This is a genomic window from Streptomyces phaeofaciens (genome assembly GCF_014648915.1).
Classification (GTDB): Bacteria; Actinomycetota; Actinomycetes; order Streptomycetales; family Streptomycetaceae; genus Streptomyces; species Streptomyces phaeofaciens.
The window spans coordinates 1-14,910 of the sequence record NZ_BMSA01000030.1; the positions used below are offsets into that span (position 1 = coordinate 1).

The 14,910-nt window shown below is 70.4% G+C and carries 16 protein-coding genes and 1 pseudogene; 6 read left to right on the plus strand and 11 right to left on the minus strand.

The features are described 5' to 3' along the window. Positions 1-49: 49 nt before the first annotated feature. The 5 genes and pseudogenes from IE275_RS36600 to IE275_RS36620 form a co-directional block, all read right to left on the minus strand. A pseudogene (locus IE275_RS36600) lies at positions 50-691 on the minus strand (DUF2637 domain-containing protein); the annotation flags it as partial. After that, positions 688-1,254: a WhiB family transcriptional regulator gene (locus IE275_RS36605; RefSeq protein WP_030745721.1), complete on the minus strand. Its 567-nt coding sequence runs from the start codon at positions 1,252-1,254 to the stop codon at positions 688-690. The pseudogene IE275_RS36600 and the gene IE275_RS36605, both read right to left, overlap by 4 nt. A 118-nt stretch (positions 1,255-1,372) precedes the next feature. Further along, entirely contained in the window at positions 1,373-2,074 is a 702-nt protein-coding gene (locus IE275_RS36610; RefSeq protein ID WP_030745718.1) for an ATP-binding protein, read from the minus strand. Further along, the gene (locus tag IE275_RS36615) at positions 2,074-3,093 is read right to left on the minus strand and encodes a hypothetical protein (protein WP_189716977.1); all 1,020 of its coding nucleotides are present in this window, start codon (positions 3,091-3,093) and stop codon (positions 2,074-2,076) included. Before IE275_RS36615 ends, IE275_RS36610 begins: the two co-directional genes overlap by 1 nt. Position 3,094: 1 nt before the next feature. Continuing rightward, positions 3,095-3,421 carry a transcriptional regulator gene (locus IE275_RS36620; RefSeq protein ID WP_189716978.1) on the minus strand — a complete coding sequence of 109 codons (327 nt, stop codon included), beginning with the start codon at positions 3,419-3,421 and terminating at the stop codon, positions 3,095-3,097. A gap of 354 nt (positions 3,422-3,775) precedes the next feature. Between IE275_RS36620 and IE275_RS36625 the strand changes: the two genes are divergently transcribed. Further along, complete coding sequence (locus tag IE275_RS36625; protein ID WP_229870975.1) at positions 3,776-4,636, plus strand: helix-turn-helix transcriptional regulator; 861 nt, start codon at positions 3,776-3,778, stop codon at positions 4,634-4,636. Positions 4,637-4,690: 54 nt separating this feature from the next. Here IE275_RS36625 and IE275_RS36630 read toward each other — a convergent pair whose 3' ends face one another. From IE275_RS36630 to IE275_RS36640, 3 genes are read right to left on the minus strand one after another with little or no spacing between them, the layout of a single operon-like run. After that, entirely contained in the window at positions 4,691-5,878 is a 1,188-nt protein-coding gene (locus tag IE275_RS36630) for an amidohydrolase family protein (protein ID WP_189717058.1), read from the minus strand. 23 nt (positions 5,879-5,901) lie between these two features. Then, positions 5,902-7,017 carry an MAB_1171c family putative transporter gene (locus IE275_RS36635; RefSeq protein WP_189716980.1) on the minus strand — a complete coding sequence of 372 codons (1,116 nt, stop codon included), beginning with the start codon at positions 7,015-7,017 and terminating at the stop codon, positions 5,902-5,904. Between the two features lie 2 nt (positions 7,018-7,019). Next, on the minus strand, positions 7,020-7,595 hold the full coding sequence (locus IE275_RS36640; protein WP_229870977.1) for a hypothetical protein: 576 nt from the start codon (positions 7,593-7,595) through the stop codon (positions 7,020-7,022). Between the two features lie 640 nt (positions 7,596-8,235). Between IE275_RS36640 and IE275_RS36645 the strand changes: the two genes are divergently transcribed. Continuing rightward, on the plus strand, positions 8,236-8,676 hold the full coding sequence (locus IE275_RS36645) for a pyridoxamine 5'-phosphate oxidase family protein (protein WP_189716981.1): 441 nt from the start codon (positions 8,236-8,238) through the stop codon (positions 8,674-8,676). 43 nt (positions 8,677-8,719) lie between these two features. On the opposite strand, the gene IE275_RS46265 is transcribed toward IE275_RS36645, so the two are convergent. After that, positions 8,720-9,289 (minus strand): peptide deformylase, encoded by a 570-nt coding sequence (locus tag IE275_RS46265; protein ID WP_229870979.1) that lies wholly within the window; start codon positions 9,287-9,289, stop codon positions 8,720-8,722. Continuing rightward, positions 9,286-10,257: a helix-turn-helix domain-containing protein gene (locus IE275_RS46270; RefSeq protein ID WP_229870982.1), complete on the minus strand. Its 972-nt coding sequence runs from the start codon at positions 10,255-10,257 to the stop codon at positions 9,286-9,288. The genes IE275_RS46265 and IE275_RS46270 overlap by 4 nt, the downstream gene beginning before the upstream one ends. Positions 10,258-10,399: 142 nt before the next feature. On the opposite strand from IE275_RS46270, the gene IE275_RS36655 reads away from it, so the two are divergent. Genes IE275_RS36655 through IE275_RS36670 form a run of 4 tightly spaced genes read left to right on the plus strand, consistent with a single transcriptional unit; the run spans position 10,400 to position 14,377 of the window. Then, complete coding sequence (locus tag IE275_RS36655; protein ID WP_189716982.1) at positions 10,400-11,554, plus strand: glycosyltransferase family protein; 1,155 nt, start codon at positions 10,400-10,402, stop codon at positions 11,552-11,554. Then, the gene (locus tag IE275_RS36660; protein ID WP_189716983.1) at positions 11,551-12,255 is read left to right on the plus strand and encodes a hypothetical protein; all 705 of its coding nucleotides are present in this window, start codon (positions 11,551-11,553) and stop codon (positions 12,253-12,255) included. The genes IE275_RS36655 and IE275_RS36660 overlap by 4 nt, the downstream gene beginning before the upstream one ends. Beyond that, positions 12,252-13,487, plus strand: coding sequence for a glycosyltransferase family protein (locus IE275_RS36665; RefSeq protein WP_189716984.1), 1,236 nt, complete (start codon positions 12,252-12,254; stop codon positions 13,485-13,487). Before IE275_RS36660 ends, IE275_RS36665 begins: the two co-directional genes overlap by 4 nt. Beyond that, entirely contained in the window at positions 13,484-14,377 is an 894-nt protein-coding gene (locus IE275_RS36670) for a glycosyltransferase family protein (protein WP_189716985.1), read from the plus strand. Before IE275_RS36665 ends, IE275_RS36670 begins: the two co-directional genes overlap by 4 nt. On the opposite strand, the gene IE275_RS36675 is transcribed toward IE275_RS36670, so the two are convergent. After that, positions 14,335-14,841 carry a P-loop nucleotide/nucleoside kinase family protein gene (locus IE275_RS36675; protein WP_189716986.1) on the minus strand — a complete coding sequence of 169 codons (507 nt, stop codon included), beginning with the start codon at positions 14,839-14,841 and terminating at the stop codon, positions 14,335-14,337. The genes IE275_RS36670 and IE275_RS36675 overlap by 43 nt on opposite strands. Between the last annotated feature and the right edge of the window lie 69 nt (positions 14,842-14,910).

Below are 14,910 nucleotides of genomic sequence, written 5' to 3' on the forward strand. Positions count from 1 at the left end.
AGTCCAACGCGTCCCCTGAACTGGGGTGTTGCAACAACCACTAGAAGGGAAGTGACCGGGGGGCGGGGGCCTTCTTGTCCAGGGGCAGCGGGGGCTGGTCGGTCAGTGCAGTGACCGGCTGACCGGGGGTGCCCTGACCGGCCGCTGGCTGCTGCTGACCGACCCGGTCGGTCGGGGTGGCTTCGGCGGCGTCGAGCCGGTCGACCTGACCCGGGTGACCGGCCTGACCGAGGTCCTCGCGGTCACTGCTCTTGACCGGCCTCCGGGCGATGAGGATGTAGAGGTGGACCGCTCCGGCCAGGGCGAGCGGGGCGATGGTGGACAGCACCGCGACCACCGTGTCTCCGAGCCGGAGGCCGGTGCCGGCGACGGTCTGCTCGTTGAGCCGGACGGCGTGGAGGGCGTTGGCCCAGATGCTGGCGGCGGTGGCCGTGCCGAAGAGGGTCCAGACGTAGAGCCTGGCGCGCAGCGGCGCGTCGCGCAGGACCAGGAGCGCCCGGACGCCGTAGGCGATGAACCCGTCGATCACCAGGGGGAAGAGGTAGGTGAGGAAGCCTCGGATGTGGATGGCGACGGCCATCTGCTGGAGGGCGTCATACGACAGCGCGCAGCCCGCGCCGCCGAGGGCGATGACGACCGCGCGGTCCCAGCCGGATATGTGCGCCGTCTTCGGCGCGGTCATGGCGCTCACGCCGCCGTCCCGAAGTCGTCGCGGCCCAGACGCTCGCCGCCGACCTCGGGCGTGGCGGTGGCCGTCTCGGTCTGCTTCAGATCTCGGTTGCGCAGGGCGCGGCGGAGTTCGCGGTACCGCTTCTGGGCATGCTCCTCACTGATCTTCAGGAGTCGGGCCAGGCGCTGCTCGGTCACCCCGTGGCGGAAGGCGGCGCGGATGACCGCGCGGCGCTCGGCCTTGGTGAGGTGGATGTCGCGGCCGGCGATGGTGTCGTTGACCCGGCTGTAGTCGAGGCGGTCGGCGATCTTCTCGTGGAGCGGCTGGCGCTCCTCCTCGGTCAGTCCGCCTCGGATGCCGTCGGCATCGCCGCCTTCCAGCGCCGCGTCCAGGCAGGTTCGGCGGACCGGACACTGGTTGCACAGCGCCTTCGCTGCGGTGATCTTGTCGGTCTCGTCCGGCTCGGGGAAGAAGATCTCGGGGTCCACCGGGTTGTACTCGGTGCTCTGGCAGACGGCGTCGGCCCGCCAGGTCTGGTCACCGAGGAGGCGGTGGCGGGTGGGGCTGTTCGTCGTGGGGGTCATGCGGGGTGCTCCGATCGCTCTCCGCGCGCAGGGGCGTCGGCGGAGAGGTGCGCTGGGTCGGGGAAGGGCTCGGGGCGGCGCGCAGCGGGCGCGGCCCGGCGTGGTGACTTGGGGCTGGTCAGGCCGCGAGGCGGTGCCGTCTGCGGTCGACCTGCTCGAACTCGACCCGGGTGGTCATCTGGGCGAGCCGGGAGGCGACGCGGTCGCCGAGCTGGGCCCGGAGATCGCTGATGCGCAGGTTGGTGGTGATCAGGGTCGGAAGCTCGTAGTTGTACCGGCGGTTGATCAGCCGGTACGTCACTTCCTCGGTCCAGTCGCTGGCCTTGGCGGCGCCGAGGTCGTCGATGATCAGCAGCGGGCAGCGGCTGACGGCAGCCAGCTCTCGCTCGCTGTCGACTCCGGGCCGGGGGCGGAGGTCGGCGTACAGGTCGGCGGCGGTGGTCGCGCGCCAGCGCACACCGACCCCGCTCTGCACCAGAGCCCGGACCGCGCCGTACGCCTGGTGCGTCTTGCCCGCGCCGACGACGCCGGCCATCAGCAGGCTGGGGCCGATGGTGACCTGTCGTCGGGCTCCCCGGTTGGGGGCGACGGCGGCCTCGGCGACGGTCCGGACCCAGGCCAGGACCTGGGGGTGGTCGGCGACGGCGGCCCGGTAGCGCGGGGGCATCCCGGCCGACAGGGCCTCCAGCGGGGAGACGGTCTCGTCCTCGGCCGGTACGGCGACCGTGGCGGGGTCGATGTTGCGGGCGGCCAGGATTCGGGCCATCCGGTCCAGGGTGCCTTCGCCGAGGGTCTGCGGCTCGCGGTGACGGGTGCGCATCACAGCTCCTCGGCATAGGCGGCAGCGGCGTCGGTCGGGTTGGTCCACGCCTGGTGGGCGGGGACGTTAGGCCGGATTCCCGGCCGTGCCAAACCGCTGAGGCGTGCGTTCATGGCCTCGTTGACCATGCTGGTCAGCACGCTGGGGTGCTTGGGGTTGGTGGCGAAGTTCGCCAGCCCGGCGCGGATGTGCTCCGGGGCGATGCCTTCGCCCAGGAGCTTCTTGGTGATCCGGCCGAGGTGTCCGATCACGTCGCTGGGCGGGCGCTCGTCGCAGGCGGCGACGTACTCGCCGACGAGCTGGTTGGCCGAGACGCCGGCTGCGGGCGCCGTGCGCCCCGTAGGGACAAGGGATCCAGGATCCAAGATCCTAGATCCAGGCGCCGAGCCCTCCCCGACGCTTCGGGGAAGGTTCGGAGAACCCTCGGCGAATGCGCCCTGACCTGCGCTTTTTTCCGCCTCGTGCTGTGAGGCTCCGATCATGCCGTCGAGGGCGTCCTGGTGGGCAGCGGGAGCCTCGCCTGCGCGGTCGCGAGGAGACCCGGTGGCCAGAGCACCCGAATCGAGGGTTCGAGGAGTATTCGGCGAACCCTCGGCGAGCCCTCGGCGAGTGGTGGACGAGTCCTCGGTCCGCTTGCTGCAGGTGCCCTTGCAGGGGGCGCACCGGGCAGCGGCCTGGTGCGCCGGGCAGGTCGGGATGCGCGACTGGCTCGGCTTGTCGATCTTCTGGTGCTCGGACCAGGTCACGATGTGGAGGTAGCGGCGGCCGTCGCAACCGGTGTATCGGCAGATCAGGCCGGCGTTCGCGAGCTGGTGCAGGTCGTCCTCGACGTGGACCGAGGTGTGCTCGGCCCGGAGGGGCCAGAGGAGCCCGGCGATGATCGCGGCGTTGTCGCGGTGGCGGCCGTGGTCGTCGGACTGGGTGAGGAGTCCGAAGAAGGTCCGCTCGGCCTCGACGCTCACTTCGGCGAGCGATTCGGAGACGAAAGCCTCCGGCTTGATGGTTCGTATCCGCGCCATGTCAGCGGCCCCGGCCGGCGGCAGCCGAGTCGCTGTGGGTGAGGGTGGCGTCGGCGAGGTCGAAGACGTGCGGCCTGGTCCAGTCCGCCTCGGGCCAGGCCCGCAGGATCCAGCGGGCGGCGACCCTGGCGGTCGTACGGTTCGTCGTCAAGATCCTCCCGGACTCGTTCCTGACGACGGCGTGCAGATGGGGCCACCTCTGCTTCGGGTCGTCGAGACCGACCCGGACCGTGGCCGCGCCCGGGATCATGTCGGCGAGCTGGGTGGCGAGGCGGTGCTGGCGGCCGGTTTCCGGGCAGGCCAGAGTTCCACTCGGCATAGCGAGCATGCGATACTCCGTTGTTCGTAGGAGCGCGGTGCGGTGGTTCTCGTGCAAAAGCCCCGCCGCCCGCGTGATGTGTTGGACACCTCTTGAGGTGTCGGCCCGGCGCTTGGGAGTTAGCAGCTCCCGGGCGCCGGTTCTTTATTGCTGGCGTTCATCACGGGCCGTTCGCCTGCATCGTCCACCTCCCCTGTGCTCTGCCTCTGCGCACGCCTGCCCTCGAGGGCAGGGGTGCGCATCCCTGCGTTTTTCGGTAGCCTGAAGCTATCTTGACCAGCTCGAAAGGTCAACGTCTCGAAATTTCTTCGGCTCTCCCGAAAACGAGGTCTGATGCCAGCTCGCCGCTTCGACAGAACTCGCATGCGCTCGGTGCGCCGGGCTGCCGAGATCTCTCAGTCCGACGTGGCGTCCGCCCTGGGTGTCGCGGATTCGACGGTGGCAGGGTGGGAGCTCGGCTCGTCCACGCCGGATCAGGAGAAGCTGTCCGCCCTGGCCCAGGTGCTCAAGCAACCGGTGGACTCTCTGTTCCCCCGGGACGGCCTGCCCGACCTCACCGACCTGCGGTGCGACGCCGGCCTGCACCGGTACGAGATGGCGGCGGTCATCGGCACCAAGAGCGACGGCCCAGTGGCCGGCGCGGAACAAGGAGTGCGGCGCCTCAAGGACAAGTACCTCCCCTCTTTGGCCGAGGCGTACGGCGTCACCGTGGACGAGGTGAGACGGGCGCAGGAACGTTCCATGGCCAAGGCTCGCGGCGAGGAAGTACAGCGGGAGGCCGCTTTCGTTCCCGAGGCCGAGGAGCCCCCTCGTACGCTGGCCGGGAAGATCACCTTGCTGCTCGAACGCTCGTATCCCGAGGGAACGGCGCCAGGGGACGCGGAGATCGCCAAGGCCGTGAACGCGTACGCCGGGGCGGAGGTCTCCAGCCCCGAGATGATGGCAGCCCTCCGGACGGGCTCTGCCGGAACCCCTGCTCCCGTTGTTCTGGAGGGGCTCGCCGACTTCTTCGGTGTCGCGCGTTTGTACTTCGAGCCTGACGATGCCGTCGTGCGCCAGGTCTATGAAGGGCTGCGCCTGATGTCAGCCGCCAAGCGCGGGAAGGTGGGTCGCGTCCGCGCCCGCGGCCTCGGCTCCGAGGGTCTACCCGCAGAGGTCCTTTCCATCCTGAACGAATTCGCGACCGAGTTCGAGAAGAAGGCCGGCCCCACCGACAACGAGTAGTGCCCTGACTCCGGCTTCTCAGCTTGGGAGGCAGGGCACTTGGGCAGGCGTCCCCTACTCGGCCGCCGACGTCGGCTCGTAGTGCTCTCCGCCGACGAACACGGCACGGACGTTCTTCAGCGCGCCCAGGTCCGAAAGCGGATCGCCGTCGACGAGGAGCAGGTCGGCACGGTGTCCGGGAGTGATCCGCCCGGTCGTGGTGTCCAGCCCCAGCGCCGTGGCCGCTTCGGACGTCGCCATGTCGATGATCGCGGCGGGCGTCAGGCCCAGGTGGGCGTAAAACGAGAGAGCCGGGACCAGTCCGTCGAATCCGGCACGCTGCACGCCGGCGTCCGTGCCGGCCACCAGGCGTACGCCCGCGTCGGCCATCCGGCGCACCATGTCGAACATCGCGGCGGCTCGCTCCTCTCCGAAAATTCGGGGAAGCATCTGCCAGTGAGGGCTGACCGCCGGGCAGACGGCGATCCCCCGGTCGATGATCTGCTGCACCACGTCCTGCCGGAAGTCGAGGCCGCCGCCGGTCATCCAGGTGCAGTGCTCGATGGTGTCCACCCCCGCCTCTACGGCGGCGGCAATGCCATCGGCTCCGTGCGCGTGGGCAGCGACGGGAACGCCTGCCCGATGGGCCTCGTCGACGAGGGCGCCCAGTTCTTCCTTGGTGAACTGGGACTCGTGGCTCTTGGGACCGTCCTTCGTCAGGCCGCCGCCGGTGACCATGGCCTTGATGACTCCGGCGCCGGCCGCGAGATTGCGACGGACAAGGTCGCGGGCCTCGGCTTCACCGGTGATCTCGCCTCCGAGGAAGTGGCAGTGCCCGCCCACTGTGGTCGCCGGCGTGCCTGCGGACACGATCCGCGGCCCCGGAGTTCGGCCCTCGCTGATCTCGGCGGCCAGCCTGAGGGCCAGCCCGCCCCGGTCGCCGAGGTCGCGGGCCGTGGTGACGCCGCTGCGCAGAAGCTGCTCCGCGCGATGGCGCATGTCTTCGAGCAGGACTTCGTCCGTCGAGGTCTGGAGGCCGGCCACCGGGTCGGGGCTGCCGTCAAAGACCAAGTGGACGTGAGCGTCGATCAGGCCCGGCATGATCGTCCCGTCGAACGCGAACCGAGGCGTGTCGGCGCCGGCCTGTTCCTCGACCTCCTTGCGCGGTCCTACAGCAGCGATCAAGCCGTCCTTGACGAGGACGGCCCCGTCTTCGAGGTACGTCCCCGATCCGACGAGGACTCGTCCGCCGGTGATCAGCATGCTGGCTCCTTGGGCGTGGGGGGTCATACGGCGTTCCTCAGAGCGTCGGACACCTCTATCAGTTGTTTCACATCCGACTCGCGGTCGCTTCCCAGCGCCATCGCGAGAGGGACGGCACGGCGCGGCGCCGGAACCCCTTCCTCGATTCGTCCGGCGGCCCTCCGGAGTCGGGCCGCGAGCTCGTCGGTGTCGAGGTCGAGCATCGCGCTGTCGTCGCCGTCGTCCAGAAGGTACGGGCTGATGTCCACCAGGCCGTCGCGGCATTCGACGATGCGACGGTGGTAGCGGCGGTGCACACCGCGGGCACGCCAGCGGTCGAGCGCCGCCGGGGAGGCCGGCCGCAGCACAGTGTCGGGATACGCCTCCGTCAGCAGTTCCCACAGGGGGGCGAGGCGGCGGTGGTCACGTCGATGCCGGAGCCAGAGCCGCAGGGAGGAGAGCCGTGCTCGCGCGCCGGAGTAGGTGATACCGGCCGCGAACAGCAGGATGGATGCGACCAGGAGGAAGGCGACGGCTGCCATCACGGGATGAGGCACCTCGCCGCCGCCCCATCGAACGGCGACGATGACGGCGCGGATCGCGCAGGCGACGGCCATCGCGCCCAGGCCGACGGCCGTCATCCACAGCCCGGTGGAATGCGGCCGGCGAGACATGCGCGCGTACTGGGTCGTCCAGCGGTACGCCATGCCCAGGGCGTACATGAGGTAGAGGCCGGCGCTGGCGTAGAAGAAGGCGATCTGCGGGACCGTCATGTCGGCCGTGCTGAAACTGCCAGCGAAGACCTCGTGCGGGACCGTCAGCGCCGCCGCGCTGATCGCGATCACGACGAGGCCGACGGCGACCGCTTCCTTGCGCGCCCGCCGGCGCCCCGCCTCTTCGTCGGCAGCCGAGAAGAGGTAGAAGCACATCAGGAAGTAGACCGTCAGGAGCAGCAGGACGTTCTGGATCAACTTGGCCGCTCCGTGGCCGGCGACCGTGTCGACGCCGGAGGCGCCTCCCGGCATGGCGACGGGGTACGAGAGCGTGGCGCAGAGAAGACAGAGCGTGACGGAGCGCAGGGGTGCGTCGTGGGGAGAGCGTTTCAGCTGGTAGACCTTCCAGCCGAGGGCGGCGACAAGCACCAGAAGGAGCAGTTCCACGGCTACAGCCACCCTCGCCGGTCACCGAGCGCCGCCTCGACACGGCGCAGCGAGGGGTCGGTCGACAGCGGCGTTGCGCCGGCCAGCAGGGACGACCATTCCAGGATGATCGTGGCCACCAGCTCGACGGAGCACTCCTCGCCGTCGTCGTACGAGCAGCGACGCGCCACGCGCTTGATGGTCTTGGGCGCGAAGACGGGCAGCATGGCGGCCCAGCCTTCGACGAAGACGGCGGTCTCCTCCTCGGCGGCGACCGCAGAATCCGCCTCCGGCCGAGCCTCGACGGCTTCTTCGTTCTCCGCGACGAAGATGTGGCCTACTTCGTGGAGGATGATGTGCTCTTGGTGCATACGGGTCGTTTCCTGCTGATACAGGATCACGTCGTAGTCGTCGTACTCAACCCACATCCCCGAAGGACCCGGCTTCGGCAGAGGGGCTTCCCGCAGGTACAGAGGTCGGCCCCGGCGTCGGCTGAGCGCCTGGCACAGCTCCTCGATATCGAGTGGCGGTGCGATTCCAAGGTCCTGCAGCTCACGCCGAACCAGCCGATGCAGGTCACCTTCCACGGTGCGGTTCACGGTCGGCCGCCAACGACTGAGTCGCCCGGCTCGACCGCCTCCGCCTTGCGAAGGAACCGATCGCCCTACCGCGCCTCGGGCACGATTCTCTGACCACACTGGGTAATCCTCCAACCGTCCAGTGATCGCTCCCCCGAGCAGGGGTAAACCCCCATTGATGACATTTGATCCCTGAGCCCAGTCAGCCTTGGCCGGATGCGACCACAGGCTCCACGAGGTGCCCCACGGTCCGTGACCACTCAATCGTCAGGCCGCGCCACTTCACGGCGATATCGCATACGCGAACATCACGAACCCGCTGATGGGGCACCTTCGGCCAGGCCTCGGGAACCTGATGGACAGTACGTGATCGCGCGGGCGAACCACGAACCCCGACTCATGATCCACTGGGTCAGTACAAATAACCCAAAAACGGCCATCGGTATACCATCAAGTGCCCCCGACCTGGCCTTTTCCGACCTCACCATGCGCACCTCAAGCGCCGAGTTGCAGCACCGGTCCGTTATGAATCCGAGATATTTACACTCAGGCAAACCCTGACAGATGGTCCACGTTTTCACGAAATACTCACCTCAAGGCCACATGTTGCACCGGTCACTATGGGGCACATCGGGCGCTAGCGACCATTACCCTTTCCCGCATGTCGAAAGCCCTCCCCGAACAGACCGACGACTACAAGAAGTTCTGGAGCGAATACCACCTGTGCACGCTCACTACGCTGCGGCCTGACGGCGGACTGCACGTGGTCCCGGTCGGAGTGACCATCGACCCGACCGCTGGCATCGCCCGAGTTATCACCCGCAAATCAAGCCGGAAGGTCGCCAATATCCTGGCTGACGGCGGCCAGGGGCGCGTTGCGGTATGCCAGGTGGACGGAGGTCGGTGGGCCACGCTCGAAGGAACGGCGAAGGTTTCAACCGAAGCTGCCGAAGTCGCAGAGGCCGTGGCCTGTTACGCAGAGCGATACGGACGCATGCCGGCTCCAGACCCCGAGCGCGTCGTCATCCGGATCGCCGTGGAGAGGGCCATGGGGCAGGTTTCCGCCCAACGCCACGGTCCCGCCTCAAGGGCTGCGGCGTAGCACCTCGTTGGAGGGGCTTCCTCAAGCTCTGACTGATCGAGCGTTACTCCTCGTAGGCCCATGCCCGGCCGGTCTGCCGGTACTCCTCGACAGGGATGGGGTCGACGCCGGCCCTCATGCGTGAGGTGTAGAGCAGGCCGTCCAGGTGGTCGATCTCGTGGTGGACCAGCCGGGCGAGCCCGCGTTCGTAGACCGTGGTCACTGTCTGACCTTCGAGGGTGGTGGTCTCCACGGTGATCCGCAGCGGCCGGGGGACGAGGCCGCGTACGTCGAAGTAGCTGAGGCAGCCCTCGTACTGCTCATCCTCGTCGGGGGAACTGTCGGTGATGCGGGGGTTCAGCAGGGCGATAGGCGGGGTCCCGGGGCCCGGGGGCTGAACCACGGCAGCGGCCCGGCCGATCGCGATCTGCGGCGCTGCGAGCCCCATGCCCTTGGCGAACGGGTGGACCTGCCCGATCCGTTCCATGGCGGAGAACAACCGCTCGACGGCTTGCTCGGCTGCCTGGCGCTCGGCGGGCAGGTCGAAGGCGCGGGCCGGTTCGGCGAGGACGGGGGCTCCGCGCTGTACGACTCCGAGGTCGCGCATCTGCTCGCTGGGCCGCACCTGGGTCACCTGAACTCCCCTTGATTCATGTTACGTTCGGGCCTCGCCCGGAATCTCCATTCGAGACGGTACCGGGCGTGGGGGGCAGGTGTGGACGTGCTCCAGGAGAAGATCCGCTTCCCGTTCTCCTCGTGCTGGACCGGTGCCGTCCTGAGCGGGGCGGCCTCGGCGGTCATGGAGGTCTCGGTGCCCCACACGGCGGGGTCTAGGTCGGCAGGGAAGGCGAGTTCGACCGCCAGGTGTTCGGTGGGCAGGCGGACGGCACGCTGGAACCAGCGGCCCCACTGTTCCTCCCCCACGGAGTAGGTGTACTCGATCCAGACCGACTCGCCCGGGTAGAGGGGGAAGCGGCCTTCGCTGTTCTCGAAGCGCAGCCAGACTTCCTTGAAGGCGTCGCGGTCGTGCTTGGCCTGCCAGCGCATCTCTTCACCGCGGCAGGTCGCGGTCAGGGCGAGGTCGTCCCAGGTCAACGGGTTTTCGCGGTAGTGGGCGTTGGAGCGTTCGGGTTCGCCGGGGTAGCGGTCGACGCTGATGCGGATGAGGTAGCGGGTGATGGGCTCGGTGCCGGTGTTCCGCAGGAGCCGGCGCATCGTGAGCCGGTAGAGGCGGCCGTCGTAGTCGAGGCGGGCGGCGTCGTGCTCGACGACGATCGCCGAGCCGGTCGCGTACGGCTGCTCCGGCCTGCGGGGAGCCGGTACGGATGCGGACGGTGCGGTACGGGCCTTCGCCGCCTCGTAGTCGAGCCAGCACTTCCAGATGGCCTTGCAGGCACCGAGGGTCTCCTCGGCGCGGCGGGCGAAGTCCTCGGTCGGTTTGTGCCGGCCCGACTCGATGTGGCTGACGTAGGACGGATCGAAGCCCATCCGCAGGGCTAACGCCCTCTTCGGAAGGCTCCGTACCTCGCGCCAGTGGGCAACGGTCGCCGCGAAGTCCTCGGCAGCTTGGTCGACCGTCTGGGCATCGTTCCGCGCGTCCATCGAAGCCCCCGCCTGGATGCTGGATGAGATGAGTGAACCGTGCGTGATCTCGATTCATCATTCTGTCACGGTCCCGGTCATCGGTTTCCTTCCTTCACTGGCCCAGGTCGATTCCCGGGCCCCGACGAGGAAGGCGGCAGCGATGCGCCTGCTGTATCTGCTCAATGTCTCCAACGCCAGCCAGTTGGCTGCCGATTCGGGTTTCACCTTCGCCGACCTGCTCGCCCCGGCCCTGACGGACGCCGGGGTCGAGGTGACCGTGGCCTCGCCGGTCGCGGTCGGTGACGCCCGGGTCGCCTTCGAGCCCACCGTCTCGCCGTCCACGAAGTACCGGGCCCGCTTCGACCCCGGCATGGACGCCCTGGTCGCCCTGTTCCGGGCGCGGCAGCCCGAGGTGGTGGTGGCCAACCAGGTCGAGGCCGCCCCGGCGATCCGGGCCGCGCTCCTGGAGGCCGGGGTGGACGCGACGGTCGTCGGGTACTGCCATTACCTGCCGTTCTCCTTCACCGACACCGGCGTCCTGGAGCTGGACCCGGCGATGGACGACCGGGGCCTGGGCCGCAGTGTGCTGCTGGCCTTCGCCGCCGGCCTAGCGGCCTGCGACCGCGTCCTGGTCCACTCCTCCACCGCCGCCTCCTGGACCACCGCAGCCGCCGCCCGTACCGGCGTCGACCTCGGCGACAGGCTGCACATCGTCCCCGCCCCCAGGGACGTACGGCTGGTGCGGGACCCGGCCGGCATCACCCCGCCCGACGGCCGGGCCACCGGCCTCTACAACCACCGCCTCTACGCCCACTACGGCACGGCCCGCTTCACCGAGCTGGCCCGCCGTCTCGTCGCCGGTGGCACGGTGCGGCTGACGGTGATGGACCTGTTCGGCACCCGCAGCCCCGAGCGGATCCGTCTCGACCCCAGCCCCGAGCGGCACCTGGAGGAGCTGGCGACCACGGACGGCGTCACGATCGCCTCCGACCGCGGCGACCGCGTGCGCTACCGCAGCATCCTGGCCGGCGCCCACTTCGGCATCGCGCCCTTCCGCCCCGGCTGCCCCTGGTCGATGTCGGTGATCGACTGCCAGGCCATGGGCCTGCCCGTGATCGCCCCGCGTACCGGCTGGCTGGCCGAGCACATCGACGACGAGCTGCTGTTCGACACCGACGAGCAGGCCGTCCAGATCGCGGAGCGTCTCGCCAACGACCCGGAGTTCTACCTGCTGCACGCCAAGCGCGCGTACGCCTCCACCGCCGACCTCACCCCGGCTGCCGTGGCCGCCCGCTACCTGGAGGCGATCCGATGACCGGCTTCGACACGCTCCTGCTCTCCTACGACGAGCCGCAGGCCGACCTTCTGCACACCCGTCTCGGCCACGTGCTGGGTTGTCCGGTCAAGCGCCTGCACGGTGTGCGCGGGATGCGGCGGGCCTACCGGCTCACCGCGGAGCTCGTCGACACCGAGCAGTTCTTCCTCGCCGACGGCGACTTCGCCATCGACGAGGACTTCTGCGCCGGCGAGGTGGAGCCGCTGGCCGACGGGGTGGCGATGAGGGTCTGGCAGGCCGCCAACCCGGTCAACGGCCTGGTCTACGGCTACGGCGGGCTCAAGCTGATCCGCCGGTCGGCGCTGCGGGAGATGGGCCAGGCCGTCGACGTGCTGGCCGCCCTGCCCGGCCGGGTCGAGTTCTGCCGCCAGACCGCCGGGGTCACGCGGTTCAACCAGTCGCCGTTCCACGCGTGGAAGGCGGGCTTCCGGGAGTGCGCGATGCTCGCCCGCGGCAGCGAGTACGGCATGACCGACGCCTCCGCCCAGGAGCGGATCGACGCCTGGAAGGCCAGCAGCAGCGGCGACTTCGCCGCCTACGCGGCGGCTGGCGCCTTCGACGGGCTCGACTTCGCCCAGGCCGTCGGCCGCGACCCCGAGCGCTTCGAGGCGATCAACGACCCGGCCTGGCTGCTGCAGCACTTCGCCGTGCTGCGCGACGAGCAGGCGGTCGCCGGATGAGCACCGTGCCGGGGCCGCTGGTGCTGATCGAGCCGTACGCCCACCGGGGCGGCGGGCACCATCAGCACACGCTGACCGGGCTCGCCACCACCGGGGCGAGCCTGGTCGTCGCCCCGGCCGGACTGAACGAGGACCGGGGCCCGCTGGCCCGCTCCGGCGCCCGGATCGCGGCCGGCCCGGACGGGGCAGCGGCGCGGTTCCTGCTGGCCGCCGCGCGGACGGCGGAGCGCGTCTCGACGGCCAGCCGGCGGGCCTTCACCTCCCGCCGCTGGCCCCGGCCGATCCGACGGCTCCCGCACCAGGTCACCCTTCTCGCGAGGTGCCTGACCGAGGCCGCCTGCCTGCGGACCGCGCGCCGCCTCGCCCCGCGGGCGTCGGCGGTGGTGATCCTCAGCGCGAGCGAGGGCCTGCACGGCCTGGCCTCCCTGCTCGGCGGGGCCCCGCACCTGCGGTTCGTCCACGAGCTGGTCACCACCGAGGACCTCCCTGTCCGCTGGTTGGGACGGCTCGCCCGCCGGGGCGAGAAGCGGGTGGTCGCGCTGTACCCGACCACGGCCATCCGCGACCAGATCACCGCCGCCTTCCCCCACCTGCCCGGCGAGGTGCGCGCGTTCGCGGTCGACGACGGGCGGCGGCTGACCGAGGCCGAGCGCGACGGCGGCCGGACCGCCTTCGCCATCCCCGACGACGCGACGGCGGTATGCCTGGTCGGCGGCTGGTGGCCGTACAAGGACATCGCCACCGTCGACGCCGCACTCGCCCGCCTCACCACCCCGCTGCACGTCCTGGTGTGCGGCACCCCGCTGGACGACGCCGTCCTCGCCCGCTGGCACCGGCTGCCCCACGTCCGTCTGCACACCGTGCCCGGCCCGGTCGCCGACGAGATCCTGCGGCTCGTCTACGGCGCCGCCGACGCGGCCCTCGTCGCCCGCCACCCGGGCGTGGGCAAGGAGTCCGGGCTCGTCATGGACGCCGCCCGCCTCGGTGTTCCGCTGATCGTCTCCGAACACGACCCCGACCTGACGGCCCGGTTCGCCGGCCAGCCGTGGGCCCGCTCCTTCCTGGCCGGCGACACCAGCGCGCTCGCCGAGGCGCTGGACAAGCTCTCGGCCGACACGCCCGCCCGGCCGGGAACCTCGGCACGAGCGGTGCTGGACCTGCATCCGGCGGCCGAGCAGGCCGCCTTCCTCACCACCACCTACACCCGCCTGGTCAAGGAGTGCCGCCGATGACGTTCATCCCTCCCACCCTGGTCGCGGTCATCGGCCCCGTCGAGCCCGCGCTGCTGGCCGCCTGGACCGCCCACTACCGCCGGCTCGGCATCGAGCGGTTCCTCCTCGCCTTCCACTTCCCCGACCACGTCCCCGACGCCCAGCGCCACGAGCTTCTCGCCGCCACGCGCGCTCTCGGTATCGTCCCCACCCAGGTCAGTACCGGGCCGTGGCACGAGCACACCAACACCGAGCTGCGCGACGGGTTGCGCGAGAAGGCCGGGCCCGGCTGGCACCTGATCGCCGACGCCGACGAGTTCCAGACCTACCCCGCCCCGCTGGCCGACGTGATCGCCCGGGCCGTGGGCACTGCGAGGAGAGTGGTGGGCGGGTTGATGCTCGACCGCGTCGCGGCCGACGGCAGCCTCGCCCCCTGGCGCCCCGGCCCCGGACTGGAGCGGGCCTTCCCACTCGGCGGACACCTCACCCACCGCCTCCTCCAGGGCGACCCCCGCAAGATCGTCCTCGCCCACTCCTCGGCCGACGTGGCCTCTGGCAACCACCGCGCCTCCGGCCACAAGCCCGACCCGGATACGCTCGCGTGCGTGCACCACTTCAAGTGGCGCTCGGGCGTCCTGGACGACCTGCGCCGGCGGGTCGAGCACTTCTCCTCCGGCGCGTGGGCCGAGCACACCCCGGCCGTCCGCAGCGAGGCGTGCCGCCTGCTGGAGCACATCGACCGGCACTCCGGCCGCATCGACGTCGCCGACCCTCGACTCGCCTTCCGCCGCGTCACCCTCGACCGCCTCCCCGAGGGCTGGGCCGCCGAAGCGGCCACGATCACCACCGCCTGGCGCCCACCGACCGCTCAGGGCCAGCCGGGTTCCACGATTTCCTCGCCCTCGCCCTGAGGTTCCTCGAACCGGGCGAAGAAGTCGTCCAGCGCCTCCGGCGTCACGACGAGCGCGTTCGCATCCGCCCGCTCGTTGCGCTCCGCCAGCCGGCGCAGCAGCTCGTCCCGCCCGACCGGGAAGTACAGCAGCCGCCACCGGCCTCCGGCGGCCTCCACCAGCGTTTTCATCGCCTCGCGGTCCTTGCGCGGCCACAGCCCGTGGTCCCACACCACGTCCCGCCCCTCTGCGACCAACTCGGCCAGTCGCTCGTGCAACTCGGCGACGACCGGGGCCTCCTTCTCGAAGTAGGTGGCTTCCGGGTAGTCGACGCCGTACCGGCCGTGCCGCTCGAAGACCACTTCGTCCACCGACAGCCGCACCGCGCCCCGGGGCTCCAGCACCCGCTGGGTATAGGTCGTCTTCCCCGATCCGGTGAGCCCCACCAGCAGGAAGACCGTCGGAGCGCCGCTCTCGACCACCATCAACTCCCCTCACCTCCGCCGTCGTTCCCGGCAGTCTGCCACCGCCGGCCGGGACCGGACTCCCGGTCC

What these genes read in the sequence shown, in the direction of transcription:
- IE275_RS36655 (WP_189716982.1), top strand. Translation starts at nt 10,400, where the DNA reads ATGCGCCTGCTGTATCTGCTCAATGTCTCCAACGCCAGCCAGTTGGCT.
- IE275_RS46270 (WP_229870982.1), bottom strand. Translation starts at nt 10,257, where the DNA reads ATGGACGCGCGGAACGATGCCCAGACGGTCGACCAAGCTGCCGAGGAC.
- IE275_RS36670 (WP_189716985.1), top strand. Translation starts at nt 13,484, where the DNA reads ATGACGTTCATCCCTCCCACCCTGGTCGCGGTCATCGGCCCCGTCGAG.
- IE275_RS36620 (WP_189716978.1), bottom strand. Translation starts at nt 3,421, where the DNA reads ATGCTCGCTATGCCGAGTGGAACTCTGGCCTGCCCGGAAACCGGCCGC.
- IE275_RS36645 (WP_189716981.1), top strand. Translation starts at nt 8,236, where the DNA reads ATGTCGAAAGCCCTCCCCGAACAGACCGACGACTACAAGAAGTTCTGG.
- IE275_RS36625 (WP_229870975.1), top strand. Translation starts at nt 3,776, where the DNA reads ATGCGCTCGGTGCGCCGGGCTGCCGAGATCTCTCAGTCCGACGTGGCG.
- IE275_RS36615 (WP_189716977.1), bottom strand. Translation starts at nt 3,093, where the DNA reads ATGGCGCGGATACGAACCATCAAGCCGGAGGCTTTCGTCTCCGAATCG.
- IE275_RS36610 (WP_030745718.1), bottom strand. Translation starts at nt 2,074, where the DNA reads ATGCGCACCCGTCACCGCGAGCCGCAGACCCTCGGCGAAGGCACCCTG.
- IE275_RS36605 (WP_030745721.1), bottom strand. Translation starts at nt 1,254, where the DNA reads ATGACCCCCACGACGAACAGCCCCACCCGCCACCGCCTCCTCGGTGAC.
- IE275_RS36660 (WP_189716983.1), top strand. Translation starts at nt 11,551, where the DNA reads ATGACCGGCTTCGACACGCTCCTGCTCTCCTACGACGAGCCGCAGGCC.
- IE275_RS36630 (WP_189717058.1), bottom strand. Translation starts at nt 5,878, where the DNA reads ATGCTGATCACCGGCGGACGAGTCCTCGTCGGATCGGGGACGTACCTC.
- IE275_RS36665 (WP_189716984.1), top strand. Translation starts at nt 12,252, where the DNA reads ATGAGCACCGTGCCGGGGCCGCTGGTGCTGATCGAGCCGTACGCCCAC.
- IE275_RS36675 (WP_189716986.1), bottom strand. Translation starts at nt 14,841, where the DNA reads ATGGTGGTCGAGAGCGGCGCTCCGACGGTCTTCCTGCTGGTGGGGCTC.